The following is a 22,200-nucleotide window of genomic DNA, read 5'->3' on the forward strand; positions in this document are numbered from 1 at the left end:
TTATAACTTCACAACAGTTGCTCCAAACCCTCCCATTTGAGGTGGAGCGTCTTCATAGCTTACGACTCTTGGATGGTTTTTCAAAAACTCTCGTACCGCACGTGCCAGTTTCCCGCTTCCTACACCATGATAGATCAACACCTCATCAAACCCTGCCACTAACGCATCGCTGAGAAACTTGTCTGTTTTTTCCAAAGCCTCTTCAACCCTTAAACCATGCAGATCCAGTTTCACAGAAAGTGCTTTCGGTTTGCTTACGTGCACTTTTGAAGCGCTCTTTTTCTTTTGTGGCATAGATGATCGTTTCAGTTCGCTGAGAGGGACTCTGAGTTTCATGCCATCAGCCTCGATCATCGCCTCTTTTCCTCGGATGGAGAGGATCACACCTCTTGTTTTTCGATATTTTACACTGTCACCTACTTTCAACTCTTCTGGCTCTTTTTCTTTGAGTTTAGCCGATTTAGCAATTTGGGAAGCTTTCGTAAGGTGCCTGTGCAGCTCTTTTTCCTCCTTTGCTCTGAGAGCTTTTTTCGCCTCACTTACCGCCTCTTGATAGATCTGTTCAAGTTTTCTTTTCTCGCTTTTTAGCATCTCATGAAACTTCTCCCGCTCTTCTTGCAAAAGCATTCTTTCTCGTGTAACACGTGAAAGTTCAAGGTTTAATTTTTGATTTTTCTCTTTCAAAGCGCGTTCAAGTTCACTGCCCCGCTCGATCAGTTCGCTCAGTTTTTCCTGATCTTCTCCATACTCTTTTTTCGCTCTTTGGACGATACCAAGAGGGATGCCATAACGTCTTGCGGTCTCGAAAGCATAGCTTTTACCGATGATTCCTTGCAAGAACTCATACGTAGGCACCCCTTTTTCCTCATCATACATCGCAGCCACCAGTTCCACATCTTCATGAGCAGCCATCAAGGAGGCAAGTCGTTTGTGGTGGGTGGTAATGGCTATTTTGATATCTTTTTTCATCAGCTCTTCGATAATCACTTTAAACAGTGTCGCTGCTTCGTCACTGTCCGTTCCGAGCTCTATCTCATCCACACCTACCAAAAGATGGTTTTTTGAAAAAAGTCTTGAAAATTCTAGCATCCTTCCAGCAAACGTGGAGATATCGTTTTTGACATTTTGGGGATCTTCGATGATTGGTAAGATCTCTTTGAATCTGCCGATATGGCTTTTTGGATCACACTGCATCGGTATAAGATATTTGGCCATATAGGCTGAAGCGAGGATCGATTTCAAAAGCATCGTTTTCCCGCCCGCATTGACACCCGTGATGATAAGCACTTTTTTATCAAACACTAGATCAACGGGCTTTGGATACACTATGGCAGGATGGGCAAAGCTTTTTAGGATGATCTTGTTATCGTTTTTTGGAAGGATGATATGGAGATTTTTGGCTTTTGCGAAACGAACTCTGGCTTGATAGTGATCGAACCTGTCAAATGCCCGGTTGATAAAGTGTAAAAATTTGAGATATTTATGAAACTTGGTACTGATACTTTTTTGAATTTCATAATGGATCTCTTCTACTTGGCTCAGAAGATCGGCTTCTTTGGATTTGAGCTCTTTGATATCTTGCGGCAGCACATAGAAAAATCCGCCGCTGCTTCTTCCAATGACAGTCGCTTTGAGAACATGGTTAAACCCTCCCCGAACAAGCAGAGCCTCTTCACCACCCACAAAATGGATCTGTCTGTCCACCAAATAGCTTTGCAGTTTTTTGGCGTTTATCAAAGCCTGGAGTTTTTGTCTGATTTGGGTTTTTGTATGGGATAGAGCATTTTCCAAAACCACAAGTCGCTCATCGATTTCGCTTTTTATGTTCCCTTTTTCATCAAAATATCCATCGATTTGCGTTATCTCTTCAGGAATTTCAATGCTTTGGAGCCACTCTCCCATATTTCCTTCAAACGCCAAAGATTTGAGATACGTAAAATAGCGTACGATTTTGACAAACTCGAAAATCTCAGAAAGTGTCAGTACTCCCTGCTTTTTCAATCTCATCAGTGCTTCATCGAGACACTGCACTTTTGGAGGCTCTTTAAACGTACAGGACCAAAGCTGCATCAAAAATTCGTAATGAATATGGACATCACCCTCCATCGCCAAAGGTTTTGGCCTTGCAAAAAAGTCTCGCAATTGATCCAAAAAATCTGTAAGATCCAGCTTCTTTTCTAAATCCACGCTTTTTCCTTGTAGTTTGTTATCACTATTTCTTGAACTTTCTCTCTTTTTTTTGCATTGGCATTGATGATATGTGATTTTTTAATCATCGTTATACCATATTTTTCATAGAGATCTATAATTTTTGGATGAGCTATGTTGCTTTGCATCCAGTAGACCTTTTTGGAATCCAGTGCGTGACAGATATGTGCCAGTTTTTGATGACTTTCATACAAAAAAAGCTGCTTGGTATAGGAGGCAAATCCGGCATTGTGCCCTTGCGAAAGATAGGGAGGATCGAGATAGACAAAGCTTTTGGGCCCAACTTTTTCTAAAGCCTTTGTAAAATCACAACACTCTATCACGACACCCTGTAAAGCTTCATGTGCTTTGTAAAGTGTCTCTTTATCACAGATATTTGGCTTTTTATGTTTCCCCATAGGGACGTTGAAATGGCCTTTGCTATTGACACGATAAAGGCCATTGTAGCAGGTTTTATTGAGATAGATAAAGCGTGCGGCTCGCGTTACCGGATCGATAGAAAAAAAATCTTCAGATCGATCCCATGAGCGGATCTCATAGTACAAAGCTTCATTGTGCATTTTCGAAAAATCTTTCAACGTTTCGATAAGCGGTTCGATTCTTTTTTGAACGACTTGAAATGCATTGACCAGTTCACTGTTTCGATCGCTTAAAAAGACTTTTTTCCCTTCAAGGATACCTTGGTTGTATAGTTCAAAAAAAAATGCCCCTCCTCCTAAAAAGGGCTCATGGTATTCACAAAAATCGAGAGGAACCATTTGTGCAAGTTTTTTGGCAATCGTTTTTTTGCCACCAGCCCATTTTACAAACGGCTTCGCTCTACTTCCCATCTACCTTGCAGCTATCTATCGGGACAACAAGCCCTTCATATTTTGTCCCCTCTTTTCCCATGAAAACAAGCGTCCCACTGATAAAATTAAAGCTCTTTTTATTTACTTTTCGCTGTATTCCGAATGTATCTCGGCACTGTAACGTTTTGCTATGAAGATATTCATAATATATCTTGTCGAGATACACTGTTTTTTTATGTTGATAGTAGCTATATCCTGCAATTGCAATCCATCCAACAAGCAAAGCAAAAAGCAAAACATATTTTATACGAGAGGCAAATGTTCCAAAAAAATAGATCACCGCTGCGATAATGGCAAAAATGAGCAGTAAAAAGAGTAAAAAATAGAGTAACGCCATCACTACTCACAAAAGTTTGAATTTTTCATATACCAATCGATTCTTTGTACGATTTGAAAAAGCTTTTTTGAGTACTCTTCCACAAGTGCAATCTTTTGCAAAAAAAGCTCTTCCAAATATTCATGAGCAAGTTCGTTTCTCAAGTTTTTCAATTCAATAAGCTCTTCATAATTTTCTACAAATCCACGTTTTTCTGCTCGTATAACAGAATCGAGCCTTCTTTCAACTGATTCCAATTCGGCAAGATCGAGGCTTCGTAAAAATTTGTTGATCAAAATATCAACGCTTCTTGAAAATCTTGCAGCAAATGTCTCTAATTTTTCGATATTCTCTTCGCTATCGGGAGCAATTCCTTGACAGCGTTGAAAAGATTTTTCCAGCCACTGTATACTTTGTACAAGATTTTTGTAGTATTCACAAAGAAGGTCTTTCATAATTTTATAGCCTCTTTTTGAATGTGGTGTACAAAAGGAGTATCTTTTTTCAACACGATATCAACAGTTCGATCACCCAAACTCAAAAAAAGTTTTGTTTTTATTTTGATAATGTGAGAAAAATCGATTACAGAGCTCTCTATCAAAAGATCAATGTCTCCCCCTTTTTTGGTATCGTCTGTTCTGCTGCCAAAAAGATAGATCTTTGCATCCGGATCAAAAGCATAAACAGCCTCTTTGATCGCTACAATCTCTTCAGGTTTGAGCCTCATCCCAATCCTCTTAGCTGATAGGTGATATCGCCTGCTCCAAATCCGATAACCAATCCCTTTTCAATTGACTCTAATGCCTTTTTATCTTTGATAAGCCAAACGCTTTTTTCATCTTTTTTGATTCTATCGGCAAACAGCGGCGTATACTCCTTGAAAAGATTTTCAAAATCGATCTCCACCGGCTCCTCTCCTGCACTCCATACAGGTAAAATCACAAGTTTCGCCCCTTTATAAAAACAGCGCACAAACTCTTCTAGGTTATCCAAAACCCGTGAATATTTATGGGGCTGCCAAATAATCGTAATATCTTTGATATTTTTGAGTTTTGCATACTCCAACAAAGAAATTAGTGTCGCTTTGATCTCTGTCGGATGATGCGCGTAATCATCAATAACGATAAGATCCTCTCTTTTTTCAACGATATCAAACCGTTTTTTGATACCTTTGTAGTTTTGAAGATTTTTTTTGATCTCATCGAGTCCCAATTCTCGCATGGCAGCCAAGATGGCCAAACTTGCATCGATCGCTATATGCTTTCCAAATCCCCACACCTCAAATGCACCAAAATCTCGTAGTTCAAACCGGATATGAGGCTCATCGTCTTTTAAAAAGTGGGTTATATTTTTGATATCCTGGCTTGGATAGAGTCTGATCGCTTCTATATCCAGTGAAGCCAAAAAGGGATCTTCAGCATTGATCACACGCACCTTTGCCTGCTTTAAAAATGATCGGTACGCATCATAAAACAGCTCCAAATCGTGATTGTAATACTCCATATGTTCTGGTTCCGCATTCGTTACAATGGCACAATATGGGTTGGAGTTCAAAAAGCTGGCATCACTCTCATCAGCTTCAAATACCACCGTCTCGCTTCCGGTGTATCGGACGTTGGAGCCAAACTCTTTGCTCTCAGCCCCGATAATGGCACTTGCTTCATTCAAGATAGAAGCCAAAATGGCGCTAGTGGTACTTTTGCCGTGCGCGCCTGCAACGGCATATACTTTTTTGCCTCCAAGAACAATTGGCAAAGCTTCACGTCTTGGAATTGTTTTGATGCCCAAAGATTTGGCGGCTTGAAGTTCGGGATTTGTGCTTTTCACCGCCGCACTGTAGATCACGACATCGATATCGGAAGTGATATTTTCCCTTTTTTGCGGAACATCAACTGTGATCCCTTCTTCTCGAAGCTTTTGCACCAAGGGTGTCTCACTCATATCTGAACCGCTCACACGATATCCTTCGTGTTGCAAAAACCTGGCAAGGCCACTGAGACCTATCCCTCCGATTCCTATGAAATGGATCTTCATCTTTGCGCCAACTTTTCAATTTTTTTAAGCTCTTCTTCGATCAAGTCACTGTGACAAACCAAAAACTCTTCTGCTTTTTTCGTAAAGGCATCGAAAAAGAAACTCTCTTCATCGACTTTTTTCTGATCTACAAACTCTGCGATAAATCTATCCAAAGACTCCTTTTGAGCAGTCAAGCCAAGGGGCAAAAGCATCGCTTTTTGATATCTGTCCGGCATGATATAGCTTAACACCAAAAAGAGCTCATTCGCTCCTTTATAATCCTTACTGTTCCAACGTTCCAGTGCATGTTCATAGATGGCTCTTGCATTGTAAAAATCATGCTCTTTTGTAAAATCAAATCTCTCTCCAACACTGAGCATCTGTGCAAGATCGTCAAATGCCGTTCGTAAAATCTCCTGATACAGCTCATCGATCTTTTCATCCTCCATATCAAGAGCCAGCATCGTATCAAGAACATCATACAGTTTTACAATGTCATGCTCTTTAAAGGCTTTTTGTCTCTCTTTTTCAAGATTTTCCAAAAACTCTTTATCTGTTTTTAGTCGTGTGAGGTTCGCGTCCATTCACTTCCTTTGTTCAGTTCTATTCCCTTTAAGGCTTCCTGTTCAATAGGCCTTTGAAAATCTGTATGGATAACGATATCAACAGGTTTCATCAGTTTTTCTTCCAAAATGAACTCCGCTTTTACCTTTTTTGATAAAAGCTTGTCTCTCTTTTTGGGAATAACAAAAATATCGATATCTCCTCCCCTTTTCATATCGTTTAGTCTACTTCCAAAGAGATATATTTGCGTTTCTCCAAAAATCTGGTTGACAACTTTTTGAATTGTGTTAATTTCCTGAGCTTTCAATCTCATGATAGTATTTTTCCAACTTTTTCGTTATTTCTGTCAAATAGTCACTGTTTTCGAAAATAAAATTAATAGCTTCTATACGCAGCTCCTCTTCATGAGGATACTCATGAGCCAAAAAATTTCGATATTTTCTTAATTCTATCCAACTATCAACATCTAAAAATTTCTCTTTTTCCAATTCGGCTAAAATCTCAACAAACCTTTTTCCATCAACAGGATATCCACTATATTCCAGGATGTTTCGAAAAATCTTTTCTCCCAAAAGATCTTGCAATTTGGCAAAACGAAAAGCTAAAATATCCAATTTGTCAAGATATTTTTCTTCAAGTTTCAAACTCTTTAAAGGCATCACCTCTTTTAAAACTTTTTTTGCCCTCTGAATTTTTCCTATATGGATATCGGCTTCATAAAAGTAGTGCTTCAATCGTTTTGCAAGCATGCTTTCAACCTATCCAAAGCCTCTTTTGTTTTTGCTTCATCATACACAAGAGCTATGCGAACAAATCCTTTGCCGATACCATTTCTTCCCAAAAATGATCCTGGAAGGACTTTGATATTGTACTCTTTGTACGCTTTTTTTGTAAATTCCAGATCATCTTCGACTTTCAACCAAAGATAAAAAGTCGCTTCTGGAGCATCTATGCCTAATATCTCTTTGGCTATTTTAAAATTTTTCCTATATGCATCCCGAAAATGCACCACATGTGCCTCATCGCTCCAGGCCTTCATAGCTGCCTTTTGCAGCGGCAAAGGCGAAGCACACCCCACATAGGCCCTGTATCTTTTGTAGCCTTGTAAAATTTTCTCATCTCCGGCTATAAATCCGCTTCGAAGTCCCGGAGCACTGCTTCGTTTGGAGATGGAGTTTACAACCAGAATGTTTTCAAAACTCTCATTGCCTACCGCCTGACTTGCCTCAAGCAAAGATGGTGGCGGCACATCGGTGTAGATTTCGCTATAGCACTCATCATTGATCAAGACAAAGTCATACTCCAAAGCAGCTTCCACCCAACGCTTCAACTCCTCCATATCCATCACGGCAGCTGTAGGATTGTTTGGCGAGTTGATGATCACTAGATCAGCCAGTCTCAAACGATCATCAATTTGAGGTTTAAAGCCGTTTTGTTCGGTGAGATCAAGATAGAACACTTTCGCGCCACTGGCAATCGCCGCCCCTTCATAGATCTGATAGAAAGGATTGGTAAAAGCCATGACAGGAGCCTCTTTTGTGGCAAGCAGAAACTGAGGAAAATTAAACAGAACCTCTCGTGTCCCAAAAGTGAGTATCAGCTGCTCTGGCTTTAAAGAGACATTGAATCTCTTTTGCACAAATCCTCGCACCGCTTCGTGAAGCTCCTCTTCTCCCGCTGTTTTTGGATATTTGTTGAGTAAATGGACATTGTTGCAAAGTTCATCTTGGATACATTTTGGCGTTTCGAACTGAGGCTCGCCAATGGTTAGTGTCAAAGGTGCAAACTCCTCATTTGGCTGGATACCCTTTAAGAGCTCATTCAGCTTTTCAAAAGGATATTTTTCAAACTGCATTACGCGCCTTTAGACATCTTTGTATATCGTTATCAAAACTAAACACTTTATACCCTTTTATATTTGATTTGACACATAGCATAGCATCGATAAAATCGATATTCCTCTCTTTTAAGATATGCAGTGCCTCAATGAAAGCCAATTTATCTTCCAAAATAACATTACGTAACGTTACAATAGTTAAAAGTCTTTTGATTATCTCATCTTTTTTCATTTCATAGACCTTTTGCAAAACAAACCAGCTTTCCAGTAAAACACCTTCGGAGATAACAGCTTGTATTTCAAAGTTTGCCACTTTCTCGAAAAATGAGAAAGCTTCACGAAACATTTCTTCGTTATCTTGGGTAAAAAGTCTTACGAGTACGTTCGTATCAACCAGATATACCATATTTTTCCCGCAAAAATTCGGTATACGCCTCTTCAAATGCTTTATCGACATCTTTTATATGAATATTTTTTATATCAGGTTTTTCTTTGAAAATCTCAAGTTTTTCGACTTCGCTCTCTTCTTTAATCGGCTCGATAATCGCCACTTTTTTGTTTGTCCGTTTATCGATGACAATAAGTGGCTCCTTGAGTGTTTTCAATAGCGAAATGTTTCGTTGCAATTCACCTATTGAGATCACCATGCCATATCCTTTTTATATATATTGTAACATAATATATATAGATCAAACCGGCATGGCAAATTTACTGATCTGATACTCACCCTCTTCATCAAAGAAAAGATAGTATAAAAGATCCTTTTTCACCGGCAACTCAGCTAAGTATCGCAAAGCGAGATTTGCTTCAAGACTTGCCACATGCATCACGATAGGCGCTGCGATCCCGCCTGGCTTTCTATCTGTGATGGTAAAGGTTTTAAAACTTGTTTTGTCCATGAAACAGACTTGCCCGTGAAACTCTTCCACACTGGCATAGATCCAGGGAGTCTGTTTTTCTTTTGCGTACTCGTCGATTTTTGCACGTACCGGAAGATTGTCCGTAGCATCGAGAATCAAATCGACTTGAATATCACGTTTTGCAAATTCGTCAAAACTCTCCACAAAGCTTTCCACCTCAACATAGGGACATCGATCTTCGATGACGCAGGCATTCACTTCTGCTTTGTTTTTTCCCTCATCTTGCACTTTGAAGGTAATCTGCCTGTGGATATTGTGTACGCTGACGTGATCAAAATCCACAAGATAGATTTTCCCTATACCCGTTGCCCCAAGTGCCAGTGCGAGGCTGCTTCCAAGACCACCACATCCGATAATCGCCACACTCTTTTTTTGCAGCAGTTTTTGTCTCTCTTCTCCCCAAAGCTTTACCTGTCTTGCAAAATAGTCCATCATAACGCGCTCCTCTTTTGTAGTGCAGATCGAAACCCCCACATTTTTCTCGCCTCTTTGATTTTTGGCTTTTGGATATGTTCTATGAGAAGTTCCTCATTCTCACCAAGTTCAACCGAAAGATTTCCTTCAGGATCGAAGCTGACGCTTCCCCCGTAAAATCGCCAACGATTACTCTTTTCATCTTTGTATTCACCGATTCTGTTGACACGTATCACATAGCAGTGATTGGTAAAAGCCCGCATTTTCAGAAGATTGTTCCAGCGCTCTTTTGATTCGAATGTAGAGATAGAAGGAACTATCACCGCATCCACACCTCTTTTCATAAACTCTTGCCAAAATCTATCAAAATGAACTTCGAACCCAGGCAATACAGCTATCTTTATCTCATCAATTCGTACAACCGGAGCATTTTGTAATATCTCTTTCTCATTTGCAAAAAACACCTCTTCGTTCCAGTGAGGATAATTGATCAATATTTGCTGGTTATAGTATTGCATTCGTTCTGGACGTACGATGGCAACACTCTTTTTTATACCTTCTTTGTCCACACGTACGATTGGAGCTACGATCGTCATATCATACGTTTTGGCAAACTGTTTGAGATGCTCCAGCTGGGTCTTTGACTGCTGCTGGATCATCGATTTGGGAATAGAGCGCAACTCATGGAAAAAGGGATTGAGGACATATTCTGGCAACGCAAGAAGACGAACCCCATTCTCTTTGGCGATACGCATATAGAAATCGAGCCTGTTTGGACTCATCCCTACAGAGGCTATCTGCAAAGCCGCAATATTCATTGACGCTCTTCTTGCTGAATGATTTCGATCTGCACTTTTGCTTCTTCCAAAAGTTTCTGGGCATCTTGAAGCAGTTTCATCCCCTCTTTATACAGCTCTACACTTTTAGCCAAAGGTATATCTTGCTTCATCAACTCATCTAAAATTGTTTTCGCTTTTTTAAGTTTCTCTTCAAAACTTTCATTCATCTTTTATCCTCTATCACATCATTGATATATTCGTTAAACTTATCTAATTCTACCAAAAAAGCGTCATGTCCGTAATCACTTTTGACTTCGTAATATTCGCTGAGATCTTCTTTTCCGATTTGTCGCATTTTTTGATCGATATACTCCATCTCTTCGGGTAAAAAGAGCATATCCTTTTCGAAGCCGATCAGATAGAGCTTTGACTTGACTCGCATCAAAGCCTCTTCCAGACTCTCATAGCCTGTTGAGAGATCAAAGAGATTGATCGCTTTTGTGATATACAGATAACTCAACGGATCAAACCACTTACTGAAATTGTATCCGTTGTATTCAAGGTAGCGCTCCACTTGAAAATGTCCAAACAGCTCATAAAGTCCTTCATTTGGCACGTAATCTCGTCCAAATTTTCTATCCATCGAGTAATGACTCAAAAAACTGATATGCCCGGCCATTCGACCAACAGCGAGTCCGGTAAGTCCCTTTTCTTTCAAATCTTTCGGATCATAATTGCCCTTTTTGAAATCGGGATCTTTGATGATCGCCTCTTTTGCAATCTCGTTAAAGGCAATCACCCAGGGTCTTGTGGCATATGTGGCGGCAAGAGCAACGATCTTTTTGGCAAATCCCGGAAAATCCACAGCAAAACGTAGAGCCTGCATCCCACCCATACTGCCGCCTACGACGGCATGGACTCTGTCGATTCCAAGTTTTGCAAAAAGGATCTTCTGGGCTTTGACCATATCCTTGATGGTGATGACCGGAAATTTGAACCGGTAGGGTTCATCGCTTGGATACATCGGGCTCATGGGACCGGTGGAACCAAAGCAGCTGCCTATGGTATTGGTACAGATGACAAACCATTTTTTGGTATCGATCGCTTTTCCATCCCCTATGAGTCCGTCCCACCAGCCGGGCTTTCTGTCTCCCTCGTATCGACCCGCTGCATGGTGCGAACCACTGAGCGCATGGCAGATGACGATAACATTGGATCTGTCTTCGTTGAGTTCTCCGTATGTTTCATAGATGATCTCGTAAGGCTCTAATATACGTCCGCTTTCAAGATATAAAGGATTTGTGAATTTAGCGGTTTTGGTAACTATTTCCAATTGCTGCACCCTGTCCTAAAAATTGGAATCATTATACTTAAAGTTGCGTTGAAAAGAGCTAAAATGGATATAATAGAGCAAATTTTTGTAAGGAATTTTTATGATCCAAGAGATGATACAGCATAATATCTGGTTCATCAGCACTATTATTTTGGGTATTGTCATTTTGTCAAAAACCATCGCTAAAAAAACCTCGACAGTTGATGTACTTTGGCTGATTATTTTTGGTGCTCTGTTTGCAAATTTAGGAATCATTCCACAGCAGCACGGAGTTTTGGAGTATATCGGTGAATGGGGCATCGTATTTATCATGTTCGCTCTCGGATTTGATGAGGATCTGGACCATTTCAAAGAGGGACTCAAAAGAAGTTTGGGCATTGCGATTATAGGGGCGATTTTTCCATTTTTAGCCGGGTTTTTGAGTGCAAAGATGTTTGGCTACAACGACTCCGTCGCACTGTTGTGGGGTCTAACCATGACCGCAACGGCAGTGAGTCTAACAATGGTGAGCCTGAAAGAAAAGAATATGCACAAATCAACTGCCGCTACCGGTATTATGACAGCTGCCGTGGTTGATGATGTGCTTTCACTCATCGGTGTTGCCATCATCATCCCTTTGGCACTTGCTGCCACGAAGTCCGGAGGAAGTCTGGAGATCGACTTTGAAAATATCGGTTGGATCACCATCAAAGTCATCCTCTTTTTTGCCATAGCTCTTATTATAGGACTTTTTGCATTTCCTGAAAAAGTCCCCAAAAAACTTCCAAAAAACGCCACACTTTTACAAAGATTGGACTACCATATGACAAAGCTGTTTGTACCTGTCAGCATCAAAAAGCTTTTAATCATGTATGGGGGCGAGTTTACGCCGCTCATCATGGTCTTTGTGGCGATGGGAATGGGTGCGATAGCCGATCTTTTTGGTTTTCATCCAGCAATCGGCGCATATATCGCGGGACTTTTTATGAAAAAAGAGTACTTTTTGTTTGAGCGGGCGCCAAGACCGGATAAGATTTTTAAAGAGTCAAAATTTGTAATGGATCATATCGCGTTTACCATTTTTGGACCGATCTTTTTTGTCAATCTTGGAAGCAAAATCATATTTGACTTTGATATTTTGGACTCGATCTGGTGGCAGGTTCTGGTCCTTTTTGGTCTTGTATTTGTTTTTCAGATCCTCTCAGCTGCATTTGCTGCAAAATTTACCGGTGGATACAGATGGCACGAATCGGTTATGATAGGGTTGGGAATGCTTGGACGAGCAGAACTTGCCTTTATCGTTATCAATATCGCCTATACAGAAAACAAAATTTTCGATGATGCACAGTTTCAAACGCTTATCTTTGCTACTTTTTTGCTCAATATCTCGGTACCCCTCGTGATCAACTGGTGGAAACCCTACTATGAAGGGGAGAAGGAGTTGAGACTTTTTGGTGTTAAACTTTCCAGGTGAAATTGGTTATTGGTATATTAGTAATTGGTAATTAGGAAATAGGAATTTGTAAAGAGTGTTTGAGCTTTTCAAAGGGCGCACAGCCCTTTATGATAACGCCTGATTCAGATCCTCGATCAAATCTTGGGTCGCTTCTAAGCCTATACTTAATCGAATGAGCCCTTCACTTACTCCCGCAGCCGCAAGCTCTTCTGCACTCAACTGCTGATGGGTCGTGGATGCCGGATGGGTAATGATCGATTTGCTATCGCCGATATTGACGACCCTGCTAAAGATCTTCACGCTGTCAGCTATCTTTTTTGCCTCGTCAAAACTTCCCACTTCAAAACTCAAAAGTCCGCTGGCACCACCTCTGAGATACTTTTTGGCATTTTCATAGTTTTTATCTCCTTCCAGGAGTGGATAGTTGACCTTTTTCACTTTTGGATGTTTTTGAAGCCATTTGGCTATTTCCACAGCGCTTTGGCTGTGCTGTTTGACTCTTAGACTCAGATGCTCAAGTCCCTGGATAAAGAGCCAACTGTTAAAAGGACTTGGCGCTGAACCCATATCCCGAAGCAGACTGAGTCTGGCTCTCAATATAAACGGAGGAAAAGGGGTATCGGTATAGATAAGACCGTGATAGCTCGTATCCGGTTCGTTGAAATGGGTATATCTTGGATTGTTTTTGATTTTTTCTTTTGCACTCTCTCCTTCCACGATGATACCGCCAAGAGCCAGTCCCTGGCCTGTTGTATATTTGCTGGTACTGTGCACCACTACGTCCACGCCATACGCTATAGGGTTACATAGTATCGGCGTAGCAACAGTATTGTCCACTATGGTGATGATATCGTGTTTATTGGCGATCTGTACAATCTTTTCAAAATCCGGTACATCGATACTTGGATTTGTAATGCTTTCAAAAAAGATCGCTTTCGTTTTTTCGTCGATCAGTTTTTCTATCTGCTGTGGCTCATGAACATCAAACATTCTCGCTTCAATTCCTAGACGCTTGAGCGTATGGGTAAAAAGCGTTACCGTTCCGCCATAGAGCTGATGGGCTGCAATAATATTGTCTCCCGCTTCGCAAAGATTGAGTACACTGTAGTTGATGGCTGCCATTCCACTGGAAGTCGCCAATGCCGCTACGCCCCCCTCCAGTTCGGCGAAACGCTTTTCAAAGACATCGGTGGTCGGATTGCCGATACGTGTATAGATATTTCCAAGCTCTTTGAGTGCAAAAAGATTGGCCGCATGTTCTGCACTGTCAAAGGCATAGGCAGTGGTCATATAGATAGGAACGGCCATCGTCTGTTGTTCATCCTTTTCATATCCTGCGTGCAGCGCTATCGTCTCTTTTTTCATCCTGTTTCCTTTATGGCATTTGTAAAATCATCTATAACTGCTTCGGGGTGCTCCAGTCCTATGGAAACTCTCACAAATCCATCGCTTACACCCAAAAATTTTCTCTCTTCTTCACTAAAATCTCGATAGATCGTACTTGCCATGTGAAGGGCCAGTGTCCGGCTATCGCCAAGATTTGCCGTGATAAAGGGAAGTTTTGCTTTTTGTAAAAAGGCAAAGGCTCTCTCTTTGCTTCCAAAATCAAGCCCCAACATCTGTCCACAAGAGTATGGAAAATAGCGCTCATATTTTGGATCGTTGCTTACTGCTGGATGGATTACTTTTACATAACTTTGAAGTGCCAACGCTACTTCCTTCGCACTTTGACTCACTCTTTGAACACGCCATGCAAGGGTTTCGAGTCCAAGCATAGTCAGGTAGCTTTCATAAGCATCTTGACTCATACCGAAATCTCTCAAGGCTCTTTTTTTCATCATCCCCATATAGGCTTTGTCACCAAGTTTTTCAACAAACTTTTCCATAAAAGGATAGTTCTTTACCAACTCCTCTCGAACACTTCGAAACACCACGGCTCCCCCAAGTGCCTGGGAAAATCCTGCGATGATTTTTGTGGTGGAGTAAAGAACCAGATCGGCTCCGTACTCAAAAGGATTGAAGAGTAAAGGTGTTAAAGTATTGTCTACCACATACAAAATATTATGCTCTTTTGCCAACATTCCAAGCGCTTCAAAATCGACGATCTGCATATTGGGATTGCCGATACTTTCGCAATAGATCATCTTCGTCTTTGAAGAAATCTTTGGCAGTTCATCGGCCCTGTAGAACCTTGCCTTGATACCAAGTCTTGCAGCGGTCTCTTTAAAAAAGGCGTAACTTCCTCCAAAAAGCCCCCCAATGCAAGCAACTTCATCGCCGGACTCCAGCATCGAGGTCACAGTCATCGCGATAGCCCCCATACCACTTGCCGTGACCACCGCTCCCTCGGCTTCATCCATCATTGCTAAAATGCTTTCGAGTTTTGCATTGGTCGGATTTCCCATCCTAGCATACAGCGGTTTTGGAAGATCTCCGCTAAAGATAGCTTCCCCGTTTTGAGGCGAACCGTAGGCAAAAGAGGCTGATCCTACAATCGGAGGCGATATCGCTCCCTCTTTTGAACCGATCATCTGCACGACAGCGGTCTGGAAACGTTCAAACTTATCCATAACAATTTCCTATATTGAATTGGAGCAATTATAGCAAGAAAAAGATTGGCAAAGCCAATCTTATACGTGGTAGTTGGGAGCCTCTTTCGTGATTGTTACATCATGTACATGGGACTCTTTGAGCCCGGCACTTGTAATCTCTACAAATTCCGCTCTTTCTTGGAAGGTTGGAATATCTTTTGCGCCAAGATATCCCATGGAGCTTCTTAGACCTCCGATGAGTTGATGAACTACATTGGCTATCTTTCCTCTGTAAGGCACCATTCCCTCAATTCCTTCGGGCACAAGTTTGTCCGCAGCGGTTCCTTCTTGAAAATATCGATCGGTACTTCCTTTTGTCATCGCACCGATACTTCCCATGCCCCGGTATGTTTTGTATTGACGCCCCTGATACATGACCACTTCGCCTGGACTCTCTTCCGTTCCTGCAAGCAAGCTCCCTATCATCACACTGCTTGCCCCTACCGCCAAAGCCTTCGCCACATCACCAGAGTATTTGATACCGCCGTCTGCGATGATAGGTACACCATACTCTTTTGCCACCTGGGCACAGGTATCGATTGCAGTGATTTGCGGTACGCCCACACCTGCAACGATTCTTGTGGTACAGATACTTCCTGGTCCTATCCCTACTTTTACCGCATCGGCTCCAGCTTTGATCAAATCCTCTGTCGCTTCAGGTGTCGCTACGTTACCGGCCACTACATCGATATCGAGCTCATCTTTGATCGCTTTGAGAGTATCGATGATTCCTTGAGAGTGTCCATGGGCACTGTCAAGAACCAAAACATCGACACCTGCTTCTACCAAGGCACGTGCACGATCGAGTTGGTTAACACCTATTGCAGCTCCCACACGAAGTCTTCCATACTCATCTTTATTGGCGTTTGGATACTCGATCTTTTTCTTGATATCTTTGATTGTCACAAGTCCTTTGAGTCTTCCCTCTGCATCGATGATAGGCAGTTTTTCGATTTTGTGTTCATTCATCTTTTCTGCGGCTTCTTCCAATGTAATGCCAGGTTTTGCGGTCACAAGCGGCATCTTCGTCATCACTTCCGAGACTTTTTTACTGAAATCTTTTTCAAACCGAAGATCTCTGTTTGTCAAAATCCCAAGGAGATGCATATCTTCATCCACAACAGGCACGCCGCTGATGCGGTATTCGCTCATGATCTTTTCGGCTTCGCCGATGGTAGCATCCGGATGGATGAAAATCGGATCCATGATCACACCGCTCTCACTCTTTTTGACCCTCTTGATCTCTGCAACCTGGGAAGCGATATCCATATTTTTATGGATAATTCCTATACCGCCAAGCCGTGCCATGGCAATAGCAGCTCTATGTTCAGTCACTGTATCCATGGCGGCTGATACTAAAGGGATGTTCAATGGTACATTTCTTGTGAGCATCGTTTTAACACTGACCTCTTTCGGAAGCACTTGGGAGTGTTTCGGTACCAAAAGGACATCTTCAAAAGTTAGGGCTTTTCCACGTAGTTTCATTCTCTTCTCCTCTATTTCAAAGCGTTTTCAAGGCTCATCGCCCCATCAAAAACTGTCTGCTCATCGAAAGCTTTTCCAATAAGCTGCAGTCCCACAGGAAGTCCTTCATGCTCATCCACTGGCAATGAAATGGCCGGTAATCCTGCCAGATTGACCCCTATTGTGTATACATCGCTTAGGTACATTTCAAGTGGCGTCTTCATAGCACCAAACTCAAATGCTACATCGGGAGCCACAGGACTCAAAATGAGATCCACCTTTTCGAAAACTTTATTGTATTCATCCTTGATGATATGACGCGCTTTTTGCGCTTTGATATAGTATGCATCGTAGTATCCGCTGGAAAGAACAAAGGTTCCAAGCAATATTCTTCTTTTTACCTCTTCGCCAAATCCTTCACTTCTTGTTTTGAGGTACATCTCCTTGAGATTTTTGGCTTCAGCCCTGTAGCCATAGCGTACGCCATCGTATCGGCTCAAGTTGGTGCTCGCTTCTGCCATGGCAGTTATATAGTAAGAAGCGATATCATATTTTGCATCCATCAAAGAAATTTCAATAATCTCATGTCCCTCTTGCTTCAACGCTTCAATCGCCTTGTCGTACGCCTTTTGAATAGCACCGCTCGCATCTTTGACATAATTTGGAACAACGCCTATTTTTAGTTTTCTTTTTGGGTCTGGTACCACCGGTTTGCATTCAATCCTTGCACTGGTGCTATCTTTGGCATCGGACCCAGCGATAATGTTGTATAAAATCGCAGCATCTTCCACATTCTGCGTCATGGGACCGATTTGATCGAGGCTGCTTCCGTATGCTGCAAGTCCGTATCGGCTTACTCTTCCATAAGTGGGTTTCATCCCTACAACCCCGCAAAATGCCGCAGGCTGACGGATACTTCCCCCGGTATCGCTTCCAAGAGCCGCTATGGCGATTCCTGCTGCAACTGCAGCTGCACTTCCTCCACTGCTTCCACCGGGCACCCTGCTGGTATCCTTTGGATTGAGCGTCTTTCCATAGCAGCTGGTCTCCGTGGTACTTCCCATGGCAAACTCGTCCATATTGGTTCGCCCAAAAGGAGCAAGACCATTCGCACGCAGTTTCTGTATAACGGTCGCATCATAAGGCGCGATATAGCCTTTTAAAATCTTACTGGCACAGGTCACTTCCCATCCATCTACCTGGATATTGTCCTTGATAGCGACAGGCACACCCTCACCGCTCTCGTCAAGAGCGACATACGCGTTGATCTCACTTTGCTCCTGTGCTCTTTTTTTAAGTTCATCTTTTATTTCTTGCAACTCACCTTTCGGTTTTGATAGAGCCTCTTTGAGTGTTATCAATCTTTTCTCCTTGCTTTTTGTATCATTATTATACCCGTTGCGGTCAATAGAATGAAAAAGAGTATCGCTATAACGATAGCGCTATCAGGAACCGGCTTGCTCAAGTCCATCGACTACCTTTTGACATCTCTCGCAAAGCGCACCCTCTTCTTTGGCTTTATACTTCCAGCATCTTGGGCATTTATGCAAAATAGCTTCTTTGATGATGAATTGATCCCCTTCTACTTTGAAATCGCCAAGCTCTTTGGAACCAATCTCTTCTTCAACGCCACTCACAATAAACCAATCTTCTCGCTCCGTTGCATCCAACGCAAGTACTTTTGACGAAGTGGTTTCAATGACAAGCTCCAAAGAGGATTTGATGATTTTCTTTTTTTTGAGTTGATCTACGATTTCGTTGAACTTGCTTCTCGCTTCGATCATATAAACTTCATCAAAATCACTTTGGATCTCAGGCAGCGGCTCTATGGCAAAATCAAAAATATCTTCTGCATCGTTTCGAAGGACACTCGGTGCATGTTCCACAATCTCATCGGCTGTATAGGTCAGAACCGGCGCAATGAGTCCGAGCATGCTTTTTGCGATGAGTGCCATGGCGCTCTGGCTCGCTCTTCGATGCGAATCGTTCAGGGCATCACAATAGAGTCTGTCTTTGCACACATCAAGATAGATTCCGCTAAATTCGTTGACGATAAAGTTATTGAGAGCGGAGAATCCTTTGGCAAATTGATAGTTTTTGAACTGCTTCTCCACCTCTTCAAAAACCGATTTCGCTTTTGCCAATATCCAGCGATCCAGTACTCCAAAATCGCTTTGGATGGTTTCTAGGTCATTGATGTTTGCCAGCATGAAACGGAAAGTGTTTCTCAGTTTTCTATACTGCTCGGCAATCTGTTTCAAGATATTGTCACTGATTTTCAGATCGCTTTGATAGTCGCTCATGGCAACCCAAAGGCGTAAAATCTCTACACCATACTTTTTGGCGACATCCATAGGCGCTACCACATTGCCTTTGGATTTGCTCATCTTCTCACCCTTCTCATCCACCGTAAAGCCGTGGGTGAGAATCGCTTTGAATGGTGCTCGTTTTTCGATGGCGCCACTGACCAGCAAAGAGCTTTGGAACCATCCTCTATGCTGATCGCTTCCTTCCAGGTATAGATCTGCTGGATAATTACCCGCATCATAGCGTCTGCTTTTAAGCACCGCATACCAGGTTGAACCACTGTCAAACCAGACATCGAGGATATCCATCACTTTTTCAAGATCATTTGGATCGTACCCGCTTCCTGGATACAAAAGCTCTTCAACACTCAGACTGTACCAGGCGTCTGTCCCCATTCGCTCAAAAATCATGGCAATATAGTTCAAAACCTTCTCGTCATAAATCACTTCGCCCGTTTTTTTGTTTCTAAAAAAGGCGATCGGTACACCCCAGTCTCTTTGTCTTGAGATACACCAGTCGGGTCTGTTTTCGATCATGCTTTTTAGACGGTTTCTCCCCCATTCCGGATAAAAAGTGGTCTTTTCCACCTCTTCCAAAGCGATCTGGCGCAGCGTCTTTTGCAGATCTTTTGGCGCTTTGTCCACAGCGATAAACCACTGTTTTGTTGCACGGAAAATGATCGGTTTGTGGGTTCGCCAACAGTGTGGATAGGAGTGTTTGATATCCTCTTTTTTCAAAAGCGCATCGCCCAACAGTTCGCAAATTTTGTCATTTGCTTCAAAAACGTTCATACCGACAAACTCTTCAGGCAACAGCTTCTCTCGAACAATCGTCTCGTCATAGCGCCCCGCATCATCCACCGGCATCAGTACCTCAAGATCGTACTTCAGCCCTACTCTATAATCGTCTTCTCCATGTCCGGGAGCCGTATGGACCGCGCCTGTACCACTCTCGGTCGTGACATGCTCACCAAGTACGATGCGGCTTCTTCTGCCATTTAAAGGATTGATTGCGTGAAGATTTTCTAGATCTTTTGGCGAGATACTCTTTTCAACATCGCCTTTGACGATACCTTTTTCTTTGAGTTCATCAAGTAAGTCTGCCGCTACGACATAGCCGTCACTTGTCAAAACATACTCGATATCAGGATTGAGAGCGATTCCCGTATTGGCAGGAAGCGTCCATGGAGTGGTGGTCCAGATGATAATACTTGCCTCTTTGCCTATCTTTTGAACAGCTTCTTTATCCAGTTTGAAAGCCACATAAATGGAAGGTGAAACTTTGTCTTCATACTCCACTTCCGCTTCAGCGAGTGCCGTTTTTGCAGCCCAACTCCAATATACCGGTTTGCTTCGTTCAACCAAAAGCCCCTCTTTTGCGATTTCACAAAGGGCTCGGTAGATATCGGCTTCAAAGGCGTAGTCCATCGTCAGATAGGGCTTTTCCCAATCAGCTATGACACCAAGGTTCTTGAACTCCTCTTTTTGAATACCCACAAACTTTGCAGCGTGTTCCCGGCAAAGTTCTCGAATCTTTGTTTTTGGAAGCTGCTCTTTTTTTGCAGTTCCAAGCTTCTTTTCCACCTGCTGCTCAATCGGCAGACCATGACAGTCCCATCCGGGAGTAAAGCGGACCGCTTTGCCTTCAAAATAGTTAAATTTTACGATGATATCTTTTAAGATTTTGTTGAGGGCGTGACCGATGTGGATGTGTCCGTTGGCATAAGGTGGACCATCATGAAGCGTGAAAAGCTCTTTGCCTTCACGGCTCTTTTTCATCTTTTCATACACATCTTTTTCAAACCATTTCGCAAACCGTTTTGGCTCGTTTTGAGGGAGATTGCCCCGCATCGGGAATGTGGTTTTGGGTAAAAGCAGCGTCTCTTTATAATCCATGAACCCTCTTTTATTCAATTTTTGGTTAATATTGTATAAAAAATGTGGTTAAAAGCTTCTGAATATTTGCTATAATCATTGAAACAGCAAGGAACGCCCATGAAAAACGCGATTCTTTTTATCGGTCAAGACTTTTTGATCAACGATGCCTTCGTTGCCTCTATCGAAAGAACGATGCACAAACGATTTGTCAATATCCATGCCAAGGAATTCTTTCACGACAAAGACAAAGATCTTATATTACATGTTACGAAAACGATCGAAGATTTTGACAACATTCTAATAGCTACAACTCATGAAAGTTTCTCAATAGTGAGCAAGATCTTATCAACGCTTTATGAAGACAATCTTGTTGCCAAAGAAGGAATGCTCGTCCCATCAAGAGTTTCTGAGATTGAAAAAGATAGCTACATTCTCCATACTCAAGAAAAGCAGATCAATGTCATAAAAGTAGAGGTGTGCGAAAAAGTACCAAACATTCTACTGGAAAGCAAGATCGAATCGGCTATTTTGCATATTTTCGATCTTGAATTTGAAGAGTTTATTGAAAAGCTCTCGCCGCTTGCAAGAACATTCGAAATAGAGATACAAACAACCAAACTGACACACAATCTATACAAAATTCTTGCTATCAACAAAAAATTTGGCGATCTGGCAATGTTTGTACAAAACGCAAAGCTCCTTTTCCCAAACAATATGATCATTGCACAAAATCTGTTTGAGTATCTTATAGACCGATTCACTATCGCCCATAAAAAGATCACATTTGCCGAAAGTTGCACAGGAGGACTTCTCGCTTCGATGCTTACGAAAATTCCGGGTGCTTCCAATATATTTGATGGATCGCTGGTGACTTATGCAAATGAGATAAAGCATGCTTGGCTTGGCGTACGAAACGAAACGCTGATGAAATATGGAGCAGTCAGCCATGAAACGGTAGAAGAGATGATTGAAGGTGCTCTGAAAAGTAGTGGAAGCGACTATGCTATCGCCATCAGTGGGATCGCAGGCCCGGGTGGCGGCACTAACGAGAAACCTGTAGGAACGGTTTTTGTAGGTTGTGGAGATTCCAACCAATCCATTATCCACAAAATGCACTTTCAAGGGGATCGTAACTATATCCAGTACCAAGCGGCAATGTATGGTGTGAAACTGCTTTTTGAAATAGCTTCTGACGAACTTTTTTGAAAACTCTTGACAAGCAAAAAAATTTTGCTTATAATTTCACCCACATTCGTTGAGGGAAACAACCGAGAAAGCCCGAAGCGAA

Annotated in this window: 23 protein-coding genes; 2 read left to right on the forward strand and 21 right to left on the reverse strand. The window is 42.1% G+C overall.

Features of this window, described 5'->3' with window-relative positions; all coding sequences use genetic code 11:
• Genes NIS_RS06755 through NIS_RS06830 form a run of 16 tightly spaced genes read right to left on the reverse strand, consistent with a single transcriptional unit; the run spans position 1 to position 11,238 of the window.
• Complete coding sequence (locus tag NIS_RS06755) at positions 1–2,187, reverse strand: endonuclease MutS2 (RefSeq protein ID WP_012082632.1); 2,187 nt, start codon at positions 2,185–2,187, stop codon at positions 1–3.
• Positions 2,178–3,038 (reverse strand): DNA adenine methylase, encoded by an 861-nt coding sequence (locus NIS_RS06760; protein WP_012082633.1) that lies wholly within the window; start codon positions 3,036–3,038, stop codon positions 2,178–2,180. The genes NIS_RS06755 and NIS_RS06760 overlap by 10 nt, the downstream gene beginning before the upstream one ends.
• Positions 3,028–3,396 carry a hypothetical protein gene (locus NIS_RS06765; RefSeq protein WP_012082634.1) on the reverse strand — a complete coding sequence of 123 codons (369 nt, stop codon included), beginning with the start codon at positions 3,394–3,396 and terminating at the stop codon, positions 3,028–3,030. Before NIS_RS06765 ends, NIS_RS06760 begins: the two co-directional genes overlap by 11 nt.
• A gap of 2 nt (positions 3,397–3,398) precedes the next feature.
• Positions 3,399–3,830 carry a hypothetical protein gene (locus NIS_RS06770; RefSeq protein WP_012082635.1) on the reverse strand — a complete coding sequence of 144 codons (432 nt, stop codon included), beginning with the start codon at positions 3,828–3,830 and terminating at the stop codon, positions 3,399–3,401.
• The gene (locus tag NIS_RS06775) at positions 3,827–4,102 is read right to left on the reverse strand and encodes a nucleotidyltransferase domain-containing protein (RefSeq protein WP_012082636.1); all 276 of its coding nucleotides are present in this window, start codon (positions 4,100–4,102) and stop codon (positions 3,827–3,829) included. Before NIS_RS06775 ends, NIS_RS06770 begins: the two co-directional genes overlap by 4 nt.
• Positions 4,099–5,409 (reverse strand): UDP-N-acetylmuramate--L-alanine ligase, encoded by a 1,311-nt coding sequence (gene murC, locus NIS_RS06780; protein ID WP_012082637.1) that lies wholly within the window; start codon positions 5,407–5,409, stop codon positions 4,099–4,101. Before murC ends, NIS_RS06775 begins: the two co-directional genes overlap by 4 nt.
• The gene (locus NIS_RS06785) at positions 5,406–5,975 is read right to left on the reverse strand and encodes a hypothetical protein (protein ID WP_012082638.1); all 570 of its coding nucleotides are present in this window, start codon (positions 5,973–5,975) and stop codon (positions 5,406–5,408) included. The genes murC and NIS_RS06785 overlap by 4 nt, the downstream gene beginning before the upstream one ends.
• Positions 5,951–6,268, reverse strand: a complete 318-nt coding sequence (locus tag NIS_RS06790; protein ID WP_012082639.1) for a nucleotidyltransferase family protein — start codon at positions 6,266–6,268, stop codon at positions 5,951–5,953. The genes NIS_RS06785 and NIS_RS06790 overlap by 25 nt, the downstream gene beginning before the upstream one ends.
• Positions 6,243–6,704 carry a hypothetical protein gene (locus tag NIS_RS06795; RefSeq protein ID WP_012082640.1) on the reverse strand — a complete coding sequence of 154 codons (462 nt, stop codon included), beginning with the start codon at positions 6,702–6,704 and terminating at the stop codon, positions 6,243–6,245. Before NIS_RS06795 ends, NIS_RS06790 begins: the two co-directional genes overlap by 26 nt.
• Positions 6,686–7,810, reverse strand: coding sequence for a succinyldiaminopimelate transaminase (locus NIS_RS06800; protein WP_012082641.1), 1,125 nt, complete (start codon positions 7,808–7,810; stop codon positions 6,686–6,688). Before NIS_RS06800 ends, NIS_RS06795 begins: the two co-directional genes overlap by 19 nt.
• The gene (locus NIS_RS10215; RefSeq protein ID WP_012082642.1) at positions 7,800–8,198 is read right to left on the reverse strand and encodes a PIN domain-containing protein; all 399 of its coding nucleotides are present in this window, start codon (positions 8,196–8,198) and stop codon (positions 7,800–7,802) included. The genes NIS_RS06800 and NIS_RS10215 overlap by 11 nt, the downstream gene beginning before the upstream one ends.
• Positions 8,182–8,439, reverse strand: a complete 258-nt coding sequence (locus tag NIS_RS06810; RefSeq protein WP_012082643.1) for a hypothetical protein — start codon at positions 8,437–8,439, stop codon at positions 8,182–8,184. The genes NIS_RS10215 and NIS_RS06810 overlap by 17 nt, the downstream gene beginning before the upstream one ends.
• 42 nt (positions 8,440–8,481) lie before the next feature.
• A complete protein-coding gene (locus tag NIS_RS06815) occupies positions 8,482–9,147 on the reverse strand; it encodes a HesA/MoeB/ThiF family protein (RefSeq protein WP_012082644.1) in 666 nt (221 codons plus the stop codon).
• Positions 9,144–9,944 (reverse strand): carbon-nitrogen hydrolase family protein, encoded by an 801-nt coding sequence (locus NIS_RS06820; RefSeq protein ID WP_012082645.1) that lies wholly within the window; start codon positions 9,942–9,944, stop codon positions 9,144–9,146. Before NIS_RS06820 ends, NIS_RS06815 begins: the two co-directional genes overlap by 4 nt.
• Positions 9,941–10,132 carry an exodeoxyribonuclease VII small subunit gene (xseB, locus tag NIS_RS06825; protein ID WP_012082646.1) on the reverse strand — a complete coding sequence of 64 codons (192 nt, stop codon included), beginning with the start codon at positions 10,130–10,132 and terminating at the stop codon, positions 9,941–9,943. Before xseB ends, NIS_RS06820 begins: the two co-directional genes overlap by 4 nt.
• A complete protein-coding gene (locus NIS_RS06830; RefSeq protein ID WP_012082647.1) occupies positions 10,129–11,238 on the reverse strand; it encodes a homoserine O-acetyltransferase MetX in 1,110 nt (369 codons plus the stop codon). The genes xseB and NIS_RS06830 overlap by 4 nt, the downstream gene beginning before the upstream one ends.
• 100 nt (positions 11,239–11,338) lie before the next feature.
• Here NIS_RS06830 and NIS_RS06835 point away from each other — a divergent pair, with 100 nt between their 5' ends.
• Positions 11,339–12,691 carry a cation:proton antiporter gene (locus NIS_RS06835; RefSeq protein WP_012082648.1) on the forward strand — a complete coding sequence of 451 codons (1,353 nt, stop codon included), beginning with the start codon at positions 11,339–11,341 and terminating at the stop codon, positions 12,689–12,691.
• 87 nt (positions 12,692–12,778) lie between these two features.
• On the opposite strand, the gene NIS_RS06840 is transcribed toward NIS_RS06835, so the two are convergent.
• The 5 genes from NIS_RS06840 to ileS all read right to left on the reverse strand — a co-directional run bounded on the left by NIS_RS06840 (position 12,779) and on the right by ileS (position 20,930).
• The gene (locus NIS_RS06840; protein ID WP_012082649.1) at positions 12,779–14,038 is read right to left on the reverse strand and encodes an O-acetylhomoserine aminocarboxypropyltransferase/cysteine synthase family protein; all 1,260 of its coding nucleotides are present in this window, start codon (positions 14,036–14,038) and stop codon (positions 12,779–12,781) included.
• On the reverse strand, positions 14,035–15,243 hold the full coding sequence (locus NIS_RS06845; RefSeq protein ID WP_012082650.1) for a trans-sulfuration enzyme family protein: 1,209 nt from the start codon (positions 15,241–15,243) through the stop codon (positions 14,035–14,037). The genes NIS_RS06840 and NIS_RS06845 overlap by 4 nt, the downstream gene beginning before the upstream one ends.
• A 60-nt stretch (positions 15,244–15,303) precedes the next feature.
• Positions 15,304–16,749, reverse strand: coding sequence for an IMP dehydrogenase (gene guaB, locus NIS_RS06850; protein ID WP_012082651.1), 1,446 nt, complete (start codon positions 16,747–16,749; stop codon positions 15,304–15,306).
• Positions 16,750–16,760: 11 nt separating this feature from the next.
• A complete protein-coding gene (gene gatA / locus NIS_RS06855; RefSeq protein ID WP_012082652.1) occupies positions 16,761–18,089 on the reverse strand; it encodes an Asp-tRNA(Asn)/Glu-tRNA(Gln) amidotransferase subunit GatA in 1,329 nt (442 codons plus the stop codon).
• A gap of 84 nt (positions 18,090–18,173) precedes the next feature.
• Positions 18,174–20,930, reverse strand: a complete 2,757-nt coding sequence (gene ileS / locus NIS_RS06860) for an isoleucine--tRNA ligase (protein ID WP_012082653.1) — start codon at positions 20,928–20,930, stop codon at positions 18,174–18,176.
• Between the two features lie 99 nt (positions 20,931–21,029).
• Between ileS and NIS_RS06865 the strand changes: the two genes are divergently transcribed.
• Complete coding sequence (locus tag NIS_RS06865) at positions 21,030–22,118, forward strand: CinA family protein (protein ID WP_012082654.1); 1,089 nt, start codon at positions 21,030–21,032, stop codon at positions 22,116–22,118.
• Positions 22,119–22,200 lie beyond the last annotated feature (82 nt).

The sequence above is a fragment of the Nitratiruptor sp. SB155-2 genome (genome assembly GCF_000010325.1).
GTDB lineage: Bacteria > Campylobacterota > Campylobacteria > Campylobacterales > Nitratiruptoraceae > Nitratiruptor.